20 protein-coding genes are annotated in these 19,786 nt (G+C 71.8%); 14 read left to right on the forward strand and 6 right to left on the reverse strand.

Translation table 11 applies throughout. The features are described 5' to 3' along the window. Positions 1-22: 22 nt before the first annotated feature. The gene (gene ubiG, locus BM314_RS13230) at positions 23-784 is read right to left on the reverse strand and encodes a bifunctional 2-polyprenyl-6-hydroxyphenol methylase/3-demethylubiquinol 3-O-methyltransferase UbiG (RefSeq protein WP_042675225.1); all 762 of its coding nucleotides are present in this window, start codon (positions 782-784) and stop codon (positions 23-25) included. 226 nt (positions 785-1,010) lie between these two features. Between ubiG and BM314_RS13235 the strand changes: the two genes are divergently transcribed. The 5 genes from BM314_RS13235 to BM314_RS13255 all read left to right on the forward strand — a co-directional run bounded on the left by BM314_RS13235 (position 1,011) and on the right by BM314_RS13255 (position 8,394). Continuing rightward, complete coding sequence (locus tag BM314_RS13235) at positions 1,011-2,246, forward strand: aspartate kinase (RefSeq protein WP_056521840.1); 1,236 nt, start codon at positions 1,011-1,013, stop codon at positions 2,244-2,246. A 186-nt stretch (positions 2,247-2,432) separates the two neighbouring features. Next, the gene (ptsP, locus tag BM314_RS13240; protein ID WP_020091506.1) at positions 2,433-4,694 is read left to right on the forward strand and encodes a phosphoenolpyruvate--protein phosphotransferase; all 2,262 of its coding nucleotides are present in this window, start codon (positions 2,433-2,435) and stop codon (positions 4,692-4,694) included. A 221-nt stretch (positions 4,695-4,915) separates the two neighbouring features. Beyond that, the gene (gene prfA, locus BM314_RS13245; protein ID WP_020091507.1) at positions 4,916-6,001 is read left to right on the forward strand and encodes a peptide chain release factor 1; all 1,086 of its coding nucleotides are present in this window, start codon (positions 4,916-4,918) and stop codon (positions 5,999-6,001) included. A gap of 8 nt (positions 6,002-6,009) precedes the next feature. After that, a complete protein-coding gene (prmC, locus tag BM314_RS13250) occupies positions 6,010-6,909 on the forward strand; it encodes a peptide chain release factor N(5)-glutamine methyltransferase (protein ID WP_091978405.1) in 900 nt (299 codons plus the stop codon). Between the two features lie 420 nt (positions 6,910-7,329). Next, the gene (locus tag BM314_RS13255; protein ID WP_091978406.1) at positions 7,330-8,394 is read left to right on the forward strand and encodes a DUF4167 domain-containing protein; all 1,065 of its coding nucleotides are present in this window, start codon (positions 7,330-7,332) and stop codon (positions 8,392-8,394) included. A gap of 69 nt (positions 8,395-8,463) precedes the next feature. On the opposite strand, the gene BM314_RS13260 is transcribed toward BM314_RS13255, so the two are convergent. The 4 genes from BM314_RS13260 to BM314_RS13275 form a co-directional block, all read right to left on the reverse strand. After that, a complete protein-coding gene (locus BM314_RS13260) occupies positions 8,464-9,225 on the reverse strand; it encodes a hypothetical protein (protein ID WP_091978407.1) in 762 nt (253 codons plus the stop codon). Between the two features lie 11 nt (positions 9,226-9,236). After that, on the reverse strand, positions 9,237-9,962 hold the full coding sequence (locus BM314_RS13265) for an RlmE family RNA methyltransferase (protein ID WP_020091511.1): 726 nt from the start codon (positions 9,960-9,962) through the stop codon (positions 9,237-9,239). A gap of 10 nt (positions 9,963-9,972) precedes the next feature. Further along, positions 9,973-11,055, reverse strand: coding sequence for a Ppx/GppA phosphatase family protein (locus BM314_RS13270; RefSeq protein WP_020091512.1), 1,083 nt, complete (start codon positions 11,053-11,055; stop codon positions 9,973-9,975). Between the two features lie 110 nt (positions 11,056-11,165). Next, a complete protein-coding gene (locus tag BM314_RS13275) occupies positions 11,166-11,639 on the reverse strand; it encodes a response regulator (protein WP_012317168.1) in 474 nt (157 codons plus the stop codon). 314 nt (positions 11,640-11,953) lie between these two features. Here BM314_RS13275 and BM314_RS31270 point away from each other — a divergent pair, with 314 nt between their 5' ends. From BM314_RS31270 to BM314_RS13320, 9 genes are all read left to right on the forward strand, one after another. Next, on the forward strand, positions 11,954-12,739 hold the full coding sequence (locus tag BM314_RS31270; RefSeq protein ID WP_091978408.1) for a cold-shock protein: 786 nt from the start codon (positions 11,954-11,956) through the stop codon (positions 12,737-12,739). Between the two features lie 96 nt (positions 12,740-12,835). Continuing rightward, entirely contained in the window at positions 12,836-13,102 is a 267-nt protein-coding gene (locus BM314_RS13285) for a hypothetical protein (RefSeq protein ID WP_056521820.1), read from the forward strand. Between the two features lie 161 nt (positions 13,103-13,263). Further along, positions 13,264-13,575 (forward strand): iron transporter, encoded by a 312-nt coding sequence (locus tag BM314_RS13290; protein ID WP_091978409.1) that lies wholly within the window; start codon positions 13,264-13,266, stop codon positions 13,573-13,575. A gap of 26 nt (positions 13,576-13,601) precedes the next feature. Next, positions 13,602-15,095, forward strand: coding sequence for a PepSY-associated TM helix domain-containing protein (locus tag BM314_RS13295; protein ID WP_091978410.1), 1,494 nt, complete (start codon positions 13,602-13,604; stop codon positions 15,093-15,095). Beyond that, positions 15,092-15,439, forward strand: coding sequence for a DUF3325 domain-containing protein (locus BM314_RS13300; protein WP_020091518.1), 348 nt, complete (start codon positions 15,092-15,094; stop codon positions 15,437-15,439). The genes BM314_RS13295 and BM314_RS13300 overlap by 4 nt, the downstream gene beginning before the upstream one ends. A gap of 308 nt (positions 15,440-15,747) precedes the next feature. Continuing rightward, positions 15,748-17,271 carry an aldehyde dehydrogenase gene (gene adh, locus BM314_RS13305; protein ID WP_020091519.1) on the forward strand — a complete coding sequence of 508 codons (1,524 nt, stop codon included), beginning with the start codon at positions 15,748-15,750 and terminating at the stop codon, positions 17,269-17,271. A gap of 162 nt (positions 17,272-17,433) precedes the next feature. Further along, on the forward strand, positions 17,434-17,859 hold the full coding sequence (locus BM314_RS13310; RefSeq protein WP_026604679.1) for a DUF779 domain-containing protein: 426 nt from the start codon (positions 17,434-17,436) through the stop codon (positions 17,857-17,859). 28 nt (positions 17,860-17,887) lie between these two features. After that, a complete protein-coding gene (locus BM314_RS13315) occupies positions 17,888-18,301 on the forward strand; it encodes a carboxymuconolactone decarboxylase family protein (protein WP_091978411.1) in 414 nt (137 codons plus the stop codon). After that, positions 18,298-18,738 (forward strand): cupin domain-containing protein, encoded by a 441-nt coding sequence (locus BM314_RS13320; protein ID WP_091978412.1) that lies wholly within the window; start codon positions 18,298-18,300, stop codon positions 18,736-18,738. Before BM314_RS13315 ends, BM314_RS13320 begins: the two co-directional genes overlap by 4 nt. A 4-nt stretch (positions 18,739-18,742) precedes the next feature. Here BM314_RS13320 and BM314_RS13325 read toward each other — a convergent pair whose 3' ends face one another. Beyond that, complete coding sequence (locus BM314_RS13325) at positions 18,743-19,774, reverse strand: tetratricopeptide repeat protein (RefSeq protein ID WP_020091524.1); 1,032 nt, start codon at positions 19,772-19,774, stop codon at positions 18,743-18,745. Positions 19,775-19,786: the final 12 nt, after the last annotated feature.

A 19,786-nucleotide genomic window follows, 5' to 3' on the forward strand; every position in this document is an offset into this window, starting at 1 on the left:
AACGGCGGAGGAGGCGACCCGTTCACGCCGACCGCTCGGCCGCGACCATGTAGTTCACCGCCTTGTCGCGGCTGGTCCGCCACCCGTCCGTCAGCGGGTTGTAGACGACGCCGACCGTGTCGGTGACGTCGAGGCCGCCGGCCCGGATCGCGCGGGCGAGCTCGTCCGGCGTCACGAACTTCTCCCAGTCGTGCGTGCCGCGCGGCAGCCAGCCGAGCACGTACTCGGCCCCGACGATGGCGAGCGCGAAGGAGCGCAGCGTGCGGTTGAGGGTGGCTCCGAACAGCATTCCGCCGGGCTTCACCGCCGCGCAGGCGGTCCGCACGAAGGCCGGCATGTCGGAGACGTGCTCGACGACCTCCATGATCAGCACCGCGTCGAAGCTCTCGCCGCCGGCGACCACCGCCTCGATGGTCTGCCCGCGGTAATCCACCGGCACCCCGGCCGACTCGGCGTGGGCCCGGGCCACCGCGACGTTCTGCTCGGCCGGGTCGAGGCCGGTCACCCGGGCGCCGAGCCGGGCCAGCGGCTCCGAGAGGACGCCGCCGCCGCAGCCGACGTCGCAGATCGTCAGCCCGTCGAGGGGGAAGGGTGCCTTCGGGTCGCGGCCGAACCTGCGGCAGAGGGCGTCGCGGATGTAGGTGAGCCGCACCGGATTGAACCGGTGCAGGACGCGCATCGGACCGGTCTCGTCCCACCACGTGGCGGCGAGCGCGTCGAAGCGCGCGACCTCGCCGCGGTCGACGAACCCTTCCGTGACCCGGTCCGTGGCTGACCTGTCCATGCGTGTTCCGTCCTCATGCCGGCGGGTGGGATCCGCCGCGCGGCGTCGTGGCCGCGTCGTGCCCGCGCTCTAGCACGGCGATCGCCCGGAAGTCGCCGCGGCGCGCGGGCGCCATGCTTGGCCGGTTGTTGACACTCCTACGAGCCGCTTGTACCCGCCGGGCACCGTCCGGACGGGGCTGCAGCGGCCCGTCCAATCGCCACCGGGAACCCGCGACCGAGAGACCATGCCCCGTCTGGTGATGAAATTCGGCGGCACCTCCGTCGCCAACGTCGACCGCATCCGCAACGTGGCGCGCCACGTCGCCCGCGAGGTGGCGGCCGGTTACGACGTCGCCGTGATCGTGTCCGCCATGTCGGGCAAGACCAACGAACTGGTCGACTGGGTCAAGGACGCGAACCCGATTTACGATCCGCGCGAGTACGACGCCGTCGTGGCGTCCGGCGAGCTCGTCACCGCCGGCCTCCTGGCGATCGCCCTGCAGAAGGACGGGCTCAAGGCCCGTTCCTGGCAGGGCTGGCAGATCCCGGTCGTGACGTCGGACGCGCACGGCTCGGCCCGCATCGCCGACATCGACCCGAAGAATCTCGAGGCGGGCTTCGCCAAGGGCGAGGTCGCGGTCATCGCCGGCTTCCAGGGCGTCCACGACGAGACCGGCCGGGTGACGACGCTCGGCCGCGGCGGCTCCGACACCTCCGCGGTGGCCGTGGCGGCCGCGATCGGGGCCGAGCGCTGCGACATCTACACGGACGTCGACGGCGTCTACACCACCGATCCGCGCATCGTCCCGAAGGCCCGTCGCATGGAGCGGGTCACCTTCGAGGAGATGCTGGAGATGGCCTCGCTGGGCGCCAAGGTGCTGCAGGTCCGCTCGGTGGAGCTCGCCATGGTCCACCGGGTGCCGACCACGGTCCGGTCCTCCTTCGATCCGCCGGACGCCGCGCGCCCGGGCACCCTCATCTGCGACGAGGACGACATCGTGGAACAGCAGATCATCACCGGGATCGCCTTCTCCCGGGACGAGGCGCAGATCACCCTGCGCAAGGTCAAGGACAGCCCGGGCGTCGCCGCCGCGATCTTCGGGCCGCTGGCGGATGCCAACATCAACGTGGACATGATCATCCAGACCGTGTCGGGCGACCAGTCGACCACCGACATGACCTTCACGGTGCCGTCCGCCGAGTACGAGCGTGCCCGGAAGATCCTCGACGAGGCCCGCGCGCAGATCGGCTACGCGCAGATCGAGGGCGCCACCGACGTGGTGAAGGTGTCGGCGATCGGCGTCGGCATGCGCAGCCACGCGGGCGTCGCCGCCAAGGCCTTCCGGGCGCTCGCCGAGAAGGGCATCAACATCCGCGCGATCACCACCTCGGAGATCAAGTTCTCCGTGCTGATCGACGCCGCCTATACGGAGCTTGCCGTGCGCACGCTTCACTCGCTATACGGCCTGGATCAGGCCTGAGCCTGGTACGCGGGTTCGAGCGGGGCGCGTGGTGTGAACTGAACAGTCACGGGCCGATCCGCCGATCCCAGAACGCCTCTGGGACCAGCGACTCGGTCCATCCGGCGCCGGCCGTCCCGGGTCTGGCGCCAAGGTTGCAGGGTGGTCGACGCCAAGGCCGCTCACCGACGCTGGAACGACGAACCGATGCCCGCTGCGCCCGGAGGCCCGCGCCTGCTGCTGCGCCGCCTCCGCGAAGCGATGGCGGAGCCGGTCAGCCCCCAGGCGCGCCTCGACCGCATCGTCGTCCTGATCGCCGCCAACGTGGTGGCCGAGGTCTGCTCGGTCTACGTGCTGCGCGACGACAACACCCTCGAGCTGTTCGCCACGGAAGGTCTGAACCGCGAGGCGGTGCACCAGACCCGCATGCGCACCGACGAGGGCCTCGTCGGCCTCATCGCGCGCACGGCGGAGCCGCTCTCCCTCTCGGACGCCCAGAACCACCCGGCCTTCTCGTACCGGCCTGAGACGGGCGAGGAGGCCTATCACGCCTTCCTGGGCGTCCCGCTCCTGCGCGCCGGCAACACGCTCGGCGTGCTGACGGTCCAGAACAAGACCTACCGCGTCTACTCCGAGGAGGAGATCGAGGCGCTCCAGACCACCGCCATGGTGCTCTCGGAGATGATCGCGTCGGGCGAGCTGGAGGGGCTCGCGCCGGACGCCGGCACCGCGGCCCGCCGCCCGGTCCTGGCCCGGGGCATCGCCCTCGCGGACGGGATCGGCCTCGGCTACGTGGTGCTGCACGAGCCCCGCGTCGTCGTGAAGACGCTGATCGCCGAGAACGTCGAGCGCGAGGTCGCGCGCCTCGACGCGGCGATCGAGGAGGTCCGCTCGGCGATCGACGCCTTGGTGGAGCGCGGCGACCGGATCGGCACGGCGGAGTCCCGCGAAGTGCTCGAGACCGTCCGGATGTTCGCCCACGACAAGGGCTGGCTCCGCCGGATGCGCGAGGCCGTGGGCTCGGGCCTGACCGCGGAGGCCGCGGTCGAGCGGGTCCAGTCGGACAACCGCGCCCGGATGATGCGGCAATCGGATCCGTACCTGCGCGAGCGGCTGCACGATCTCGACGACCTCGCCAACCGCGTCCTGCGCACGCTCATCGGCCCTGAGGCGGCCGGCGCCCTGGTGCTGCCCGAGAACGCCATCCTCGTGGCGCGCACCATGGGGCCGGCGGCGCTCCTGGACTACGAGGCCTCGACCCTGCGCGGCATCGTCCTGGAGGAGGGCGGTCCGACCAGCCACGTCGCCATCGTCGCCCGGGCGCTCGGCATCCCGGCTGTGGGCGAGGTCGAGAACGCCACCGCCCTGTGCGATGCCGGCGACGCGATCATCGTCGACGGCGTGGCCGGCGAGATCCATGTCCGGCCCGGTCCCGAGGTCGAGGCCGCCTACGCCGAGATGGTGCGCCTGCGCGCCCGCCGGCAGGAGCAGTACCGGGCGCTGCGCGACGTCCCGGCCCAGACCCGCGACGGCGTGCGCGTCGGCCTGCACCTCAACGCCGGCCTGCTGGTGGATTTCAGCCACCTGCAGGAGACGGGGGCCGAGGGCGTCGGCCTGTTCCGCACCGAGCTGCAGTTCATGGTGGCGCAGCGCATGCCGTCGGCGGCCGAGCAGGAGGAGCTGTACCGCAAGGTCTTCGCGGCCTCGGCCGGCAAGTCCGTCACGGTCCGCACCCTCGATATCGGCGGCGACAAGATCCTGCCCTACATGGCCAAGCTCGAGGAGGAGAACCCGGCGCTGGGCTGGCGGGCGATCCGCATCGGCCTCGACCGGCCGGCGCTGCTGCGCATGCAGCTGCGCGCCCTCCTGAAGGCCGCCGACGGCGACCCGCTCAAGATCATGTTCCCGATGGTCGCCACGGTGGACGAGTTCGTGCGCGCCCGCGGCATCGTCGAGCGCGAGAAGGCCTACCTCAAGCGCCACGGCTACCGGCTCCCGACCGATTGCCGCCTCGGCGCGATGATCGAGGTGCCGTCGCTCCTGTTCCAGATCGATGAGATCGCCAAGGAGGCCGACTTCCTCTCGGTCGGCTCGAACGACCTGATGCAGTTCCTGTTCGCGGTGGACCGCGAGAACCGGCGGGTCGCCGACCGGTTTGATCCGCTGAGCGTCGCGGCGCTCCGCGCGTTCCGTCTGATCGCCGAGCGGGCCAACGCGGCCTCCTGCCCGGTGACGGTGTGCGGCGAGATCGGCGGCCGGCCCCTCGACGCCATGGCGCTGATCGGCCTCGGCTACCGACAGCTGTCGATGTCGCCGGCCGCCATCGGCCCGGTCAAGGCGATGGTGCTGAGCCTCGACGCGGCCGCGATCGCCGCGCTGATCGACGCCGAGATGGCGCGGATGCACGACGGCGATTCCCTGCGCCCGGCGCTGACGGCCTTCGCGCACGCGCACGGCATCCCTATCTAAGCGCGAACGCGACCCTTGCCGAACATTCGGCCGGGGTTGTACGGCAACGCCACGACGATTTCGGTCGACGCGCCGCGGCTTCCGCTCTCGGACGGACGAGGCGTGGATTTGGGGGACGTCCTGCCGGGTCCTACACCCTCCAAGCCACGCAGCTCCGTCCCGCAGGACGAGACGCGCGCCCGGCCCGCAACCGCACGCGCAGACCTGCAGAAACACGGGCGATGATCCCCTTTCCCACCGAGCGCCTCGACGCCATCCTGGCGCGGCACGACATCGTCACCGCGCAGCTCGCCTCCGGCGAGATCGATCCCGAGACGGTGGTCCAGCTCTCCCGCGAGCTGTCCGACCTCGACCCGGTCGTGGCGGCGATCCGCGCCTACCGCGCCGCCCTGGAGAACCTCGCGGGCGTCGAGGCCCTGATCGACGAGCCCGGCACGGATCCGGAGATGCGGGCCCTCGCCGCCGAGGAGAAGCCGGAGGCGCAGGAGGCGCTCGAGGCCGCCCACCGGGGCCTCCAGCTGCTGCTCCTGCCCAAGGACGCCGCCGACGAGAAGAGCGCGATCCTGGAGGTCCGCGCCGGGACCGGCGGCGACGAGGCCGCGCTGTTCGCCGGCGACCTGTTCCGGATGTACGCGAAGTACGCCGAGTCGAAGGGCTGGCGGGTCGAGGTGATCTCCGAGAGCGAGGGCACGGTCGGCGGCTTCCGCGAGGTCGTGGCCGAGGTGAAGGGCCGGGGCGTGTTCGCCCGCCTCAAGTTCGAGAGCGGCGCCCACCGGGTCCAGCGCGTGCCCGACACCGAGACGCAGGGCCGGATCCACACCTCCGCCGCCACCGTCGCGGTGCTCCCGGAGGCCGAGGAGGTCGACATCCACGTCAACGACGCGGACCTGAAGATCGACACGATGCGGGCCCAGGGCGCGGGCGGCCAGCACGTCAACAAGACGGAATCGGCGATCCGGATCACGCACCTGCCGACCGGCATCGTGGTCTTCGTCCAGGAGGAGCGGTCGCAGCACAAGAACCGGGCCCGTGCCATGGCGCTCCTGCGGGCGCGGCTCTACGACGCCGAGCGCAGCGCCAAGGATTCGGCCCGGGCGGCCGACCGCAAGGCGCAGGTCGGCTCCGGCGACCGCAGCGAGCGGATCCGGACCTACAACTTTCCGCAGGGCCGCGTGACCGACCACCGGATCAACCTGACCCTCTACAAGCTCGAGGAGGTGATGGCCGGGACCGCCCTCGACGAGGTGGTGGACGCCCTCATCACCGAGCACCAGGCGGAATTGCTGGCCGCCGAGGGCATGGCCTGATCCGCGCCGTGACGCCGGACGTGATGCAGGACCTGACCCGCCGCGAGGCGCTGCGCGCGCTGACGGCGCGCCTGCACGCCGGTGGCGTCGCCGAGGCGGCGGGCGATGCCCGGTTCCTGCTGCTCGGCCTCCTCGGCCTGGAGACCCGCGACCTGCTGATCGAGGGAGATCGCCGCGTCGGCGCGGCGGGTGCGGCCGCCCTCGCGGCGGCGCTGACCCGGCGGCTCGCCGGCGAGCCGGTCGCCCGCATCCTCGGCGCCTGGGAGTTCTGGGGCCTGCCGTTCCGGCTGGGCCCCGACACGCTCGTGCCGCGCCCGGACACCGAGATCCTGGTCGAGGTCGCGCTGGCGGCGCGGCCCGAGCGCGCCGCGCCGCTCCGCTGCCTGGACCTCGGGACCGGGACGGGCTGCATCCTGACGGCCCTCCTGTCCGAGCGGCCGCGGGCCACCGGCGTCGGGCTCGACCGCTCCGAGGCCGCCCTGCGCGTCGCCCGGGACAACGCTGTCTTGAACGCCGTCGACGACCGGGCGCGCTTCGTCGCCGGCGACTGGTGCGACGCCCTGCGCGGCCGCTTCGACCTCGTGGTCTCGAATCCGCCCTACATCGCCCGCGCCGTGATCGCGACCCTGGCGCGCGAGGTCCGCGGCCACGACCCGGAGGCCGCCCTCGACGGCGGCACCGACGGACTCGACGCCTACCGGCGGATCCTGGACGGCGCGGGCGCGCGTCTCGCCCCGGGCGGCCTGATCGTGCTCGAGATCGGCTACGACCAGGCGGCGGCCGTCACGGACCTCGCGCGCGCCGCCGGCTATCGCGAGCGCGGGTTGACCCGCGATCTTGCCGATCATGACCGAGTCCTGTGTTTCGACCGGCCGGAGGGTCTTTTATCCGGCCACAGGGATGCCTAAGTCTGGGTCGACCATCCCGGCACCGAAAAATTGCTTGTTGCATCAACCGGGGAACGCTAGAGTCGGCTTGAAGATCGCGAACCGTCCGTTAAGACGGGCGGCTGTAAGGTCGGTGGTGACCATGGGTCGCCGATTGGTTCGCTGATCCCCCTAACCCGTCGAACCAGAACGCGCCGGTGCCAGCGCGGCGGGACGACACATTTGAACCTGACAATCGACTGAGGATCGGCGGCCTTCACCGGGCGCCCGGTTCGAGGGGTGGTCAGGCAGACGCGCGGACCGAAGAGCGGTCCCACGCGCGGCGCCGCCGGATGCGCTTGGCCGGTTCGCGCCACGAGATCCGCCTGGGCGCCTCCGTAGACAGTCGTTTGCGTGAACGAGGGTCATAACAGACCGATGAGACCAAACCAGAATCGACGGATGCGCGGCCGGAACCGGCCGAAGGGTCCGAATCCGCTGACGCGCTCCTACGAATCCAACGGTCCCGACGTCAAAATCCGCGGCACCGCGCAGCACATCGCCGACAAGTACGCGCAGCTCGCGCGGGATGCCCTTGCCGCCGGCGATCCGGTCGCCGCCGAAAACTACTTTCAGCACGGCGAGCACTACTTCCGTATTGTCTCCGGTGCGCAGGACCAGAATCGACCGGCTAACACCGGTGGCTATGCCAGTCGTCCCTACGACGACGACATGGACGAGGGCGACGACGACGCCCAGGGCAATGGCGGGTCGCAGAACGGTCACGCCTATAACGGCTACGACGACAACGATCCCGGCCAGCAGCCGCAGCCCTACGAGAGCCGTCCGGACGGGAATCAGGACGGCCGCCAGGGCCGCGACCGGTTCCAGAACCGCGACCAGCGCAGGTTCGACAACAACGGCCGTCAGGACTACCGGCGCCAGGACCAGCCGCGTCAGGATTATCAGCGCCAGGACTACCAGCGTCAGGATTATCGCCAGGAGAACCGGCAGGAGAACCGGCAGGATCGTCAGGACCGCCAGGATTACGGCCGTCCGGACTACCGCCAGGAGCGGCACGAGGGCCGGCCGGATCGCCAGGACCGTCCGGACAATCGGCAGGATGGCCGCCAGGACGCGCGTCCGGACAACCGTCAGGACAATCGCGGCGACCAGGGCCGCTACGAGAACGGGCGCGGCGATGCCCCGCGCGCCGAGGCCCGGCAGGAGGCCCGTCCCGAGGCTCGCCCGGAGCGGGCCCCCCGCGCCGAGGCCGCGCCGCGCCGCGAGCGCCGCCGCGAGGCCGCGCCCGCCGCGGAGGCCGAGGAGCCCACGGGCCTGCCGGCCTTCCTGATGGCCCCTGCGCGCCCCGCGCCCGCGGTCGAGCCGTCGAGCGCTCCCGAGCCCGAGGCGGCGGCCGACGAGGCTCCGGCCGCCAAGCCCCGCCGCCGTCGGCGCCCGCGCTTCGAGAGCGCCGCTGACGAGGGCGGCGCGACCACGCCGGCGGCGGACGTGCCGACCGAGTGATCCGACATCGCGGATAACGTCGAAGCGAGGCCGTTCCGGGGAACCGGGGCGGCCTTCTTCATTTGCGGCTCAGCGAGGCGACCGTCGCGCGGCCTTCCAGTCCGGGTAGGCGTGCATGCGGTGGATCAGGCGGCGACGCCGGCCGATCTCGCCGAACGGCGCGATCTCCCAGTCCCAGGCTTCCGGCGCGGGCGGCAGCGCGATCCCGAACAACAGGTCGGCGCTGTCGACGGTCCGGCCCGCCCGGTCCTCCTCGCGCTGCACCGTGTCGGTGATCAGGCAGACGCGCTCGACGCGCCCGGCGAGCGCGTCGAGCGCCGCCAGGTGGGTCTCGACGAGGTGCCCGCCGAGTCGCGGGGGGGCCTCGCGGCCCCGAGTCTCGTGGGCCTCGATCGGGAGGAGCGGGATCTGCGTCAGCAGATTCGCCGAGACGATCAGGTCGGCGTCCGCGCAGAGGTCGGCCCAGGCCCCCGCGAGACCGGCGCTGATCTCCGCGGTCGCCAGCGCGACGTTCGGGACGCGGCGGGCGGCGAGGCGCGCCGGCCAGGGATGGACGGCGTCCACGAGGCTGACCCGGTCGAACAGGCGGGCGAGGGCGTCGAGCGGCACGTCGTCGAGCAGGCCCGAGCCCAGCACCACCGCGTGCCGGCGCTGCCGGGTCGCTTCGGCCGCCGCCGCGATCACGGACCGGGCCCGCGCGAGGTGCGGCGCCCAGGCCGCCCGGCAGCGGCGCGAGCGGGCGTGGAGCAGGCCGCTCTGGCGGACATAGCCGAGCCGGCGCAGGGGAAGCGGCGCCGGATTGAGGACGGACAGGGCCCAGGCGAGGAGCATCGCCGGGCGGCTCAGCCCTCGTCGGCGGACGCGGCCCGGCCCGGCGCACCCCGGTAGCCGGTCGCGAGGACGTAGAGCTCGCTCGAATCGGCCCGGCTCGCGGCCGGCTTGACGTGCCGGACCGTGGCGAAGTCGCGCTTCAGGTCCGTGAGCAGCGCGCCCTCGGTGCCGCCCTGGAGCACCTTGGCGAGGTAGGCGCCCCCGGGGCCCAGGATCTCGCGGGCGAACTCCGCCGCCGTCTCGGCGAGGCCGATGATCCGCAGGTGGTCGGTCTTCTTGTGGCCGGTGGCGTTGGCGGCCATGTCGGACATGACGAGGTCGGCGGGGCCGCCGAGCATGCCGGTCAGCCGGTCAGGCGCCTCGGGGTCGAGGAAGTCCAGGGTGATGAACTCGACCCCGGCCATCGGCTCGATCTCCAGGAGATCGATGCCCACGACGCGGCCCGTCGGCCCGACCACCCGCGCGGCCACCTGCGACCAGCCCCCCGGCGCGGCGCCGAGGTCCACGATCTTCTGGCCGGGCCGCAGGAGCTTGTAGCGCTCGTCGATCTCCAGGAGTTTGTAGGCCGCCCGCGACCGGTAGCCCTCGCGCTTGGCGCGGGCCACGTAGGGATCGTTGAGCTGGCGCTCGAGCCAGCGCTTCTGGGACAGGGTCCGTCCGCGGCCGGTCTTCACCCGCTGCTTCAGTTCGCCCCGGACACCGCCGCCGGAACTCGCGCCGCCGCGCCGGTCGCTCATCGCGCCGCCCTCATCGGACCGCCTTCCGGTTCCAGACCCCGTCCTCCCGCATCATGTTCATCAGCAATCCTTCGCGCAGGCCGCGGTCGGCGATGCGCAGGCGCTCCGAGGGGAACGCCCTGCGGATCGCCTCGAGGATCGCGCAGCCCGCGAGCACGAGATCGGCGCGGTCGCGGCCGATGCAGGGGTTGTCGGCGCGCTGCTCCAGGCGCGTGTCGAGCAGGTCGTCGATCGCGGTCGAGACCGCGTCGTCGCTCATCCACAGCCCGTCGACCCGCCGACGCTCGTAGCGGGCGAGGCGCAGATGCATCGCCGCGATGGTCGTCACGGTGCCGGACGTGCCGAGCAGGTGGAAATGCGGCGCCGTCGCCGCGGGCGCGGCGCGGAGCGCGAAGGCCGAGAGCTTCTCGGCCACCTCCTCGACCATGCCCTCGAACATGCGCCGGGTGACCTCGGCGCCGCCGTGCCGCTCGGCGAGCGTGACCACGCCGACCGGCAGCGAATCCCAGGCCCGGATCCGCAGCGTCGGGTCGGTCGACGGGTTGGCGGCCGCCCCGTCCAGCCACGCGATCTCGGTCGAGCCGCCGCCGATGTCGAAGATGATGACCGATTCGGCCAGCGGGTCCGCGAGCGCCGCGCAGCCGGTGACCGCGAGATACGCCTCCGTCTGCCGGTCGACGATCTCGAGGTCGAGACCCACGCCGCGGCGGACACGCTCCACGAAGGCGGCGCCATTCACCGCGAGGCGGCAGGCCTCCGTGGCGATGATCTTGGCCCGCTGCACCCCGCGGGCCTGCATCTTGGCCCGGCAGATCCGCAGGGCCTCCACGGTCCGCTCGATCGCCGCCTCGCTCAGGCGGTCGGACGTGCCGAGGCCCTCGCCGAGGCGCACGATCCGCGAGAACGCGTCGATCACGCGGAAGCCGCTGAAGGTCGGCTCCGCGACCAGCAGGCGGCAATTGTTGGTGCCGAGGTCGAGCGCCGCGTAGGCGGCGCGGCGACGCTCGCGGCCCGGCACGGGGGCTTGCGTCTGGAGCGGCACCGCGCCGGTCTGGATTCGGGACGGCGCGGCCGCGGCGGTCTCGTCCCTCATCGGCGCGGCCGTCGATCCTTCGGGTCGGCCCTGAGCAGCGCGCTCGGACTCTGTTGAACTGCGACCCTACAGGCTCGGCGGGGAACTGCAACGCCCCATCGCGGTCGCGCTCAGGCGACGGCCTTCATCGCGCTGGCCCGGCGCGGGATCGGGCGCAGGAGACTCTTCACCTGCGAGTAGGGGCGGGGCCGGTTGATCACCTCGTCCAGCCGCGACCACAGGGTCTTGGGCGAGAACGGCTTGGCGATGATCTCGTTGACGCCGAGCGCCACCGCCCGGTCGACCACGTTCCGGCGGGGCTGGGCCAGCATCAGGATGATCGGGATCGTGGGGCAGGGGGAGGTGGTCGGGGTCCGCGCGAGCCGGATGAACTCCTCGCCCGACAGGATCGACAGGTCCCAGTCGATGATGCTGATGTCGGGCTTGCTCTCGGCGAGCACGCCCAGCGCCTCGGCCCCGTCCGGCGCCTCCAGCACGCGCTTGATGCCCACGCGCATCAGCATGTCGCGCACGATTCGGCGGATGTAGAGACTCTCGTCGACCACAAGAGCGGAGAGATCGGGGAAAGTCGGTGTCGCGATCATGGCCGGCCGGTTCTGCGGGGCGCGGGGCCGAGTCTAGCCGGACAGCCTTTGCGTTTCGCTAACGCCTTCCCTCGAATGAGAAAGGGCCGGCCCGGGAGCGGGGGCGGACTCCGTTGTTTGCCGCAAGAAAGTAACGAAACGGGCGCCTCTGAGCCAAGAAGGTCCTTGCGGTCAAGGCCCGATTGCGTCAGGACTGGGGCGTTATTCTTGGTTACCGCGACCTGGGGTAATGATAGTGCGGGGCGTGGGCTGTCTGGGATGGCGCGCACGCGGTATTCGAGACAAGGGCGGCGGACGGTTTTTGCGAGCTTTCTATGGGACGTGGTCGTGATTTCAGAGGGCCGCAGAAGCGCGGCTTCGACGAGAGTGGCGAGCCGAGATGGCCTGATCAGGCTCCCCCCAGCGGCGGATACGGCGGCGGCGGTTTCGGCGGTGGCGGCGGTGGTTTCGGCGGGGGCGGTTTCGATCGCGGCCCGTCGCGTGGCGCGGCTCCCGTCGCGTCCGGACCGGAGCGTGATGCGACGGTCAAGTGGTTCAACAAGGAGAAGGGCTTCGGCTTCGTCGAACTCGGCGACGGTTCGGGCGATGCCTTCCTCCACATCCGCGCTGTCGAGGCGGCCGGGCACGACGATCTGATGCCGGGCACCCGGCTGACGGTCACGACGGCCCAGGGTCAGAAGGGCCCCCAGGTCACGAGCGTCACCAGCGTCGACACCTCCACGGCCGAGGCGCCCGCGCCCCGGCGTGAGTTCCGTCCGCGCACCGGCGGCTTCGGCGCCGGGGCCGGCGGCGGCTACGGCGACCGCGATCGCGGTGGTTACGGCGGCGGCGGCGGCGGCTACGGCGGCGGCGGTGGTGGCGGCGGTGGCCGTTTCGCCAGCGGCCCGTCGGTCGAGATGAGCGGCACCGTGAAGTGGTACGATCCCGCCAAGGGCTTCGGCTTCGTCTCGGTCAACGACGGCGGCAAGGACGTGTTCGTGCACCGCTCCGCGCTGTCCCGCGCCGGTCTCGATTCGCTCGCCGAGGGCCAGCAGGTCACGCTCGGCGTGGTCGAGGGCCAGAAGGGTCGTGAGGCCCAGAGCATCAACGTCGAGGATTGAGGATCCCGCGGCGGTCTCTTTGCCGCCGCGTTCCGCGAAGATCATGAGGCGGCGGCTCCGAGCGGGGCCGCCGCCTTTCTCGTTCGGGGACGATCGATGCGCCGCCTTGTGCTGTCCACGGCCCTGGTGCTGCTCGCGGGAACTGCGCGAGCGGAAGACTTCACGGGCTTCTACGCGGGGATCAACGCCGGCTACGGCTGGGGACACGCGCGCGACGGCCGCGCGGTCGGCCCGGCGTCCGGATCGGCCGCGGCGTTCAGCAAACCCGATCCCGGGGCCGATCTGCCGCCGAGCGCGCGGAATGCGGCGGTGGCGATCCGCAGGCCGAGCCGCGACGGCGCGTCGGGAACCGCCGGCCCGTAGCGCGGGGCGGCGAGCGTCGGATCCGACCTCGGAGCGCGCCGCTTTCCGGCGTCCTAAACGCCTCTTTTCACACTGGAATCGTTCCGGAACATAGGCGTTGCGCGGCGGCCCGGACCGCTGGTACGTCGCGCCATGGGCTCACGGGAACGAGGGATGGCGCCATGAGCGCCCGCGCCATGCCGACGCTGGCAAACCGCGCGGCGGTCGCCGGCCGGGTACTGCTCGCGATCCTCGGCGGCTACGGGGTCGCCGCCCTGTCGAGCGCGCTGCTGGCCCTGATTCTTCCCTTCCCGCGGGCCGAGGCGGTCTCGGCCGGGACGCTGGCGAGCTTCGCCATCATGGCGGCGGCGGCGATCTGGGTGTTCGCGGCCCGCACGCTCGGCCGGGCGGCCGTCGTCCTGGGCCTGACGGCGCTCCTGCTGACCGGTGCCCTGTGGCTCGCCGGCGCCTTCGCGCACGGGGCGGCCGCGTGAGCCCGGCGCGGAGTGTCCGCCAGGCGATGGCGTGGCTGCACACGTGGTCCGGCCTCGTGGTCGGCTGGGTGCTGTTCGCGATCTTCGTCACCGGCACCGCCAGCTATTACCGCACCGACATCTCGCACTGGATGCGGCCCGAACTGTCCGCGACCGCACCGGATCCCGCCGCAGCGGCGACGCGGGCCGGGGCGTTCCTGCGCCGGACCATGCCGGACGCGGCCGGATGGTCGGTCAAGCTGCCGAATGCCGAGACCCCGGCCGTCGAGGTCTACTGGTGGCCGCGTCCGGGTGGCCCGTTCCACCACGCGCTCCTCGATCCCGCCACGGGCGAGCCCGCGCGCATCCGCGACACGCGCGGCGGCGACTTCCTCTACCGATTCCACTTCGAGCTGAGCCTGCCGCCGATCTGGGGTCGCTGGATCGTCTCGGCCTGCGCCATGGTCCTGCTGATCGCGCTGATTTCCGGGATCGTGACGCACCGGCGCATCTTCGCCGACTTCTTCACCTTCCGGCGCGACCGCTCTGCGCAGCGCGGCTGGCTCGACGCCCACAACGTGGCCGGCGTCCTGGCGCTGCCGTTCCACCTGATGATCGTCTACACGGGCCTCGTCACCCTGTCGGCGATGCTGATGCCCTGGGGCATGAAGGCCGTCTACGGCGACGACGTGCTGCGCTACTACGCCGAGGCCGGCCTGGCGATCCCGGGCGCGGCCCCGGTCGGGCACCCCGGCACGCCGCTGCCGCTCGGCGAGATCGTCGCCCGCGCGACGGCCGCCGGGGACGAGGTGCCCGAGGTGGTGCTGGTCACGCGGCCGGGCGACGCCGGCGCCACCGTGACAGCGTATTTCGAGGAGCCGCACGGGCTCGCGCACCTGCACCCGCAGATCGCCTACGCGGCCGATACTGGTTCGGAGATCGCCCGGGTCGGCGAGGCCGGCGCGGCGACCCGGACCGGGGCCGTGATGGTGGGGCTGCACGAGGCGCACTTCGCCGCCGCGCCCCTGCGCCTCCTGTTCTTCCTCTGCGGCGTGATGGGTGCCGCCACGGTCGCCAGCGGCCTCGTGCTCTGGACCGTGGCCCGGGCGCCGAAGAGCGCGGATCCCGAGGGTTTCGGCCTGCGTCTCGTGCGGTTCCTCAACCTCGGCACCATTGCGGGTCTGCCGGTGGGCCTCGCCGCGTATTTCCTGGCGAACCGTCTGCTGCCCGACGGGCTCGGGGCCCGGGCGGACTGGGAGGTGCGCGCCTTCTTCGCCGCCTGGCTCGTGGCCGCCCTCGCGGCGTCCCTGTACCCGCGACGGCGCGCGTGGTCGCTCGCCCTGGCGGTGCCGGCCTGCGCCTTCCTGGCGATCCCGCTGGTGGACGTGATCCTCATCGGCCAGCAGCGCTTCCTCGCCTTCGACGCCGCCATGGCCGCCGTCGGCCTCGCGCTCGGCCTCGCGGCCCGGCTGGCCACGCGGCGGGACGTGGCCGCGGCCCGTCCGGCCAAGGTAACCCTGTCCCGGACGGTCGAAGCATGACAGCCGCCGCGCTGATCCTCAGCCTGCTCCTGAGCTTCTCGGGCTTCGCGGCCCTGGCCCTCAGCCTCGACCGGCACCACCGGGCCGCCTACCGCGTCGGCGTGCCGAAGGCGCGGGTCGGCAGCCTGCGGATGGCGGGCTGGTGCGGGCTCGGCCTCTCGTTCGCGGCGGCCGTCGCGGCGGGGGGCTGGAATTTCGGCCCGGTGCAGTGGGTCGGATCGCTGACGGGCTCCGCCCTCGCCGTGGTGGCGATCGTCGCGTACCGGCCCACGTGGCTGCGGAACGCGGCCCTGGCGGCGCTCCCGCTCGCGGCGGCGTCCGTTCCGCTGGCCCTGCTCGGATGAGGAACGGCGCGCCGATTCGGCACATCATCGATTCGGCCGGTCGCCGGGTCCGGCCGATCGTCGCGCGGCGGCCGGCCGGACGGTGCCGGAGACGAGGCTCTTTTGCCCGCTCGCGGTGATGCCGGGAAGCGCGTAGGATCGGCGCACTCGCGCACTGGCCAAAAGTCCACCTTGATTCGGCAGGCCAAAAGCCATTGGCTGCGAACAGAGCGGAAGCGGATGCGGCCCCCAGGATCGGTCGCCCGAGCGCCAGCTTAAGCCCAAGAGCCGCGGTTCGCGAGGCCGGGGCCCACGGAGGGAACACAGCGATGAACAAGCCGGAATTCCTCGGCGACTCGAAGGTCAAGTCGCCCTTCTCGGCCCGCTACGACAACTTCATCGGCGGCCAGTGGGTCGCCCCCGCGGCCGGCCGCTACTTCGAGAACACCTCGCCGATCACCGGCAAGGTGGTGTGCGAGGTCGCCCGCTCCGACGCCCAGGACGTCGAGAAGGCCCTCGACGCCGCCCACGCCGCCCGGGAGGCCTGGGGCCAGACGGCGCCGGCCGAGCGCGCCCGCATCCTCCTCAAGATGGCCGACCGGATGGAGGAGAACCTCGATCTGCTCGCCCTGGCCGAGACCTGGGACAACGGCAAGCCGATCCGCGAGACGACCCACGCGGACATCCCGCTGGCGATCGACCATTTCCGCTACTTCGCCGGCTGCGTGCGGGCGCAGGAAGGCTCGATCTCCGAGATCGACCACGACACGGTCGCCTACCACTTCCACGAGCCGCTGGGCGTCGTCGGCCAGATCATCCCGTGGAACTTCCCGATCCTGATGGCGGTGTGGAAGCTCGCCCCGGCGCTCGCCGCCGGCAACTGCGTGGTCCTGAAGCCCGCCGAGCAGACCCCCGCCTCGGTGCTGGTGCTGGCCGAGATCGTCGGCGACCTGCTGCCCCCGGGCGTGCTGAACATCGTCAACGGCTTCGGCCTCGAGGCCGGCAAGCCGCTCGCCTCGTCGCCGCGGATCGCCAAGATCGCCTTCACGGGTGAGACGACCACCGGCCGCCTCATCATGCAGTACGCGTCACAGAACCTGATCCCGGTGACGCTGGAACTCGGCGGCAAGTCGCCGAACATCTTCTTCGCCGACGTGGCGAACGAGGACGACGACTTCCTCGACAAGGCCCTCGAGGGCTTCACGATGTTCGCCCTCAACCAGGGCGAGGTCTGCACCTGCCCGAGCCGCGCGCTCGTGCACGAGTCGATCTACGACCGGTTCATGGAGCGCGCGGTGAAGCGCGTCGAGGCGATCACCCAGGGCTCGCCGCTGGATCCGGCCACGATGATCGGCGCCCAGGCCTCCGGCGAGCAGATGGAGAAGATCCTCTCCTACATCGACATCGGCCGGCAGGAGGGCGCGCAGCTGCTCACGGGCGGCGAGCGGAACGTCAAGGACGGCGAGTTCGCCGAGGGCTTCTACGTGAAGCCGACCGTGTTCCGCGGCCACAACAAGATGCGCATTTTCCAGGAGGAGATCTTCGGGCCGGTCCTGTCGGTCACCACCTTCAAGGACGATGCCGAGGCGCTCTCCATCGCCAACGACACGCTCTACGGCCTCGGCGCCGGCGTCTGGACCCGCGACGGGACCCGCGCCTACCGCTTCGGCCGGGCGATCCAGGCCGGCCGCGTCTGGACGAATTGCTACCACGCCTACCCGGCCCACGCGGCCTTCGGCGGCTACAAGCAGTCCGGCATCGGCCGCGAGACCCACAAGATGATGCTCGATCACTACCAGCAGACCAAGAACATGCTGGTCAGCTACTCGGCCAAGAAGCTCGGGTTCTTCTGAGTTTCTTCCCGGGTCAACCCCCGAGACAACTTCAGCCCCGGCCGCAAGGCCGGGGCTTTTTCGATCCCGGACCCGGTGACCATGCACTCCGCGCTCCGGAGGGCGCCGCAGTGGAAACCGGCCGGCGCGCACGCATATTCAGGCATCGACCGGGAGGATCGCATGAGTTCGGAGCAGAGTGTGGACGCCAATGTCGCCGAGCAGGCCGGCGCCGACGGGACGCCGCTGCGGGTCACCGCAACCCCGGCGGCCCTCGCGCTGATCGACGAGCTGCGGGGCGAGTACGGTCCGGTCATGTTCCACCAGTCGGGTGGCTGTTGCGACGGCTCGTCTCCCATGTGCTATCCCGTCGGCGATTTCCTGGTGAGCGACGGCGACGTCCATCTCGGCACCGTCGGCGGCGCGGACTTCTACATCAGCCGGTCGCAGTTCGAGGTCTGGAAGCACACGCACCTGATCCTCGACGTGGTGCCGGGCCGCGGTGGCATGTTCTCGCTGGAGAACGGTCGGGAGAAGCGCTTCCACATCCGCTCGCGCCTGTTCTCCGAGGCGGAGAACCGGGCGCTCGAGGAGGCGTGCAGGCTCTGACGGCGCGAGCTTCGAGGAAGGGACTGCGATGGCGACCGTGAAACTCTGGTCCGATTCCGAGGCCGAGGCCGACCCGCGCGTCCGCGCGGTCTTCGCTGACATCCGGGCGACCCGCGGATCCGACTTCGTCAACAATTTCTGGCGGGGCCTGGCCAACGATCCGGCACTGCTGGAGCGGACCTGGTCGACGCTCAAGGCCGTCATGGGCCCGGGTACTCTCGATCCCCTGACCAAGGAACTGGTCTACATCGCGGTCTCGATCGCGAATGGCTGCCCCTATTGCATCCATTCCCACACCGCGGCGGCGCGGGCCAAGGGCTTGACGGAGGCCCAGCACGGCGAGTTCCTGGCGGTCGTCGGGATGGCCAACCAGACGAACGCGCTGGTCAACGGCATGCAGATCCCCGTCGATCCCGCCTTCAGAGTGGAGGAAGGTCCATGAGTTCCGCGTCCGGCACGGAGAAGCAGGGGTTCCGGGTGGTGCGCGAGAGTGCGCCGTTCCGCGGCAAGCAGGGGCACATCTACCGACCGGCCGTCTCGGCCGAGTCCGTGGATTCGAAGGCGCTGCACATGCAGCTCTTGGAGATCCCGCCCGGGGAGCGGGCCCACGCTCACAAGCACGAATCCCACGAGACGGCGATCTACGTGCTGTCGGGCGTGTCCGGCTGCTTCTGGGGCGAGCGGCTGGAGAACCACGCGATCGCGGGCGCCGGCGAGTTCGTCTACATCGCCGCCGACGTGCCGCACCTGCCCTACAACCGCAGCCAGACAGAGCCCGTCACCGCGGTGATCGCTCGGACGGACCCGAACGAGCAGGAGAGCGTCGTCCTGCTGCCGCACCTCGAGGCCGGCGTCGACTGGTCGAAGGCCGAGGTCTAGCGGCTCAGCGCTGCTCGATCCGCTCGTTGGCGAGACGCTCCGCCCGGGTGCGCTCGTCGGCCGAGAGACCGGAGAGGGTCTGATCCAGCCACGCGTCGGACAGGCCCTGTCCGGCCGCCGCGAGGTTCCAGGCGGCCGCCTCCACGGGATTCTTGGCGACGCCGCGACCCACGGCGTAGAGCCGCGCGACGCGGTTCTGCGCGATGGCGTTGCCGCGCGAGGCCGCGTGCAGGAAGTACCGCGCGGCCGCCCGCTCGTCCTTGGTGACGCCGGTGCCGTTGAACAGCAGGATCGCGTACTCGACCTCGCTGGCGAGATCGCCGTTGTCGGCGCCGCGCCGGAACAGCTCCGCGGCCTTCGACGGGTCCTTGGGCACGCCGCGGCCCTGCAGGTAGAGCACGCCGAGGTCGTGCTGGGCCGGGCCGATCTCGGCGTCGGCCGCCTTGCGGAACTGCGCCGCCGCTGCCGCCTCGTCGGCGGTCGCGCCGGTGCCGATCAGGATCAGGCCGAGATTGTAGGCCGCGGTCGGCGAACCTTGGGCCGTCGCCTGCTCGAGCCAGCGCCGCCCGCCCTTCGGGTCCTTCGGCATGCCGCGGCCGTCGAGGGCCATCAACCCGAGGGACGCCATGGCGGAGGCGTCGTTCTGCGCCGCGGCCAGGCGATACCAGTCGGCCGCCTTCACCGGATCCTGCTTCACGCCGAGGCCCTGATTGTACAGCTCCCCGAGCAGCGTCATGGCGGCGGCGTCCTTGGGATTCGCCTCGATGCGCTTCGTCGCCTCGCGGAAGGCGGTGACGTACTGGCCCTTCTGGTAGGCGCCGTAGGCGAAATCCGGCGGCTGGCTGCCCGGCGGCGGCACGGCGCCCCGCGCGTAGTTCGGCGTGTAGGGGCTCGGCAGCTCAGGCATCGACGCCTTGCCGGTCTGCGCCGCGGGTCCGAGCGAGCCGGGCGCCGCGGTCCGGGCCGGATCGGCCGGCCCCGAGGCCGCCCAGGCCGGCGCCGCCAGCAGCGCGGCCCCGGCGAGAGCAGCCGCCAAGCGAAGGTCGCG

The sequence above is a fragment of the Methylobacterium sp. 13MFTsu3.1M2 genome, from assembly GCF_900112625.1.
Taxonomy (GTDB): Bacteria; Pseudomonadota; Alphaproteobacteria; order Rhizobiales; family Beijerinckiaceae; genus Methylobacterium.

Bases quoted from the DNA above. Each gene is read 5' to 3' on its own strand.
- ubiG (WP_042675225.1), bottom strand. From the start codon at position 784: ATGGACAGGTCAGCCACGGACCGGGTCACGGAAGGGTTCGTCGACCGC.
- BM314_RS13235 (WP_056521840.1), top strand. From the start codon at position 1,011: ATGCCCCGTCTGGTGATGAAATTCGGCGGCACCTCCGTCGCCAACGTC.
- ptsP (WP_020091506.1), top strand. From the start codon at position 2,433: ATGCCCGCTGCGCCCGGAGGCCCGCGCCTGCTGCTGCGCCGCCTCCGC.
- prfA (WP_020091507.1), top strand. From the start codon at position 4,916: ATGATCCCCTTTCCCACCGAGCGCCTCGACGCCATCCTGGCGCGGCAC.
- BM314_RS13255 (WP_091978406.1), top strand. From the start codon at position 7,330: ATGCGCGGCCGGAACCGGCCGAAGGGTCCGAATCCGCTGACGCGCTCC.
- BM314_RS13260 (WP_091978407.1), bottom strand. From the start codon at position 9,225: ATGCTCCTCGCCTGGGCCCTGTCCGTCCTCAATCCGGCGCCGCTTCCC.
- BM314_RS13265 (WP_020091511.1), bottom strand. From the start codon at position 9,962: ATGAGCGACCGGCGCGGCGGCGCGAGTTCCGGCGGCGGTGTCCGGGGC.
- BM314_RS13270 (WP_020091512.1), bottom strand. From the start codon at position 11,055: ATGAGGGACGAGACCGCCGCGGCCGCGCCGTCCCGAATCCAGACCGGC.
- BM314_RS13275 (WP_012317168.1), bottom strand. From the start codon at position 11,639: ATGATCGCGACACCGACTTTCCCCGATCTCTCCGCTCTTGTGGTCGAC.
- BM314_RS31270 (WP_091978408.1), top strand. From the start codon at position 11,954: ATGGGACGTGGTCGTGATTTCAGAGGGCCGCAGAAGCGCGGCTTCGAC.
- BM314_RS13285 (WP_056521820.1), top strand. From the start codon at position 12,836: ATGCGCCGCCTTGTGCTGTCCACGGCCCTGGTGCTGCTCGCGGGAACT.
- BM314_RS13290 (WP_091978409.1), top strand. From the start codon at position 13,264: ATGAGCGCCCGCGCCATGCCGACGCTGGCAAACCGCGCGGCGGTCGCC.
- BM314_RS13295 (WP_091978410.1), top strand. From the start codon at position 13,602: ATGGCGTGGCTGCACACGTGGTCCGGCCTCGTGGTCGGCTGGGTGCTG.
- BM314_RS13300 (WP_020091518.1), top strand. From the start codon at position 15,092: ATGACAGCCGCCGCGCTGATCCTCAGCCTGCTCCTGAGCTTCTCGGGC.
- adh (WP_020091519.1), top strand. From the start codon at position 15,748: ATGAACAAGCCGGAATTCCTCGGCGACTCGAAGGTCAAGTCGCCCTTC.
- BM314_RS13310 (WP_026604679.1), top strand. From the start codon at position 17,434: ATGAGTTCGGAGCAGAGTGTGGACGCCAATGTCGCCGAGCAGGCCGGC.
- BM314_RS13315 (WP_091978411.1), top strand. From the start codon at position 17,888: ATGGCGACCGTGAAACTCTGGTCCGATTCCGAGGCCGAGGCCGACCCG.
- BM314_RS13320 (WP_091978412.1), top strand. From the start codon at position 18,298: ATGAGTTCCGCGTCCGGCACGGAGAAGCAGGGGTTCCGGGTGGTGCGC.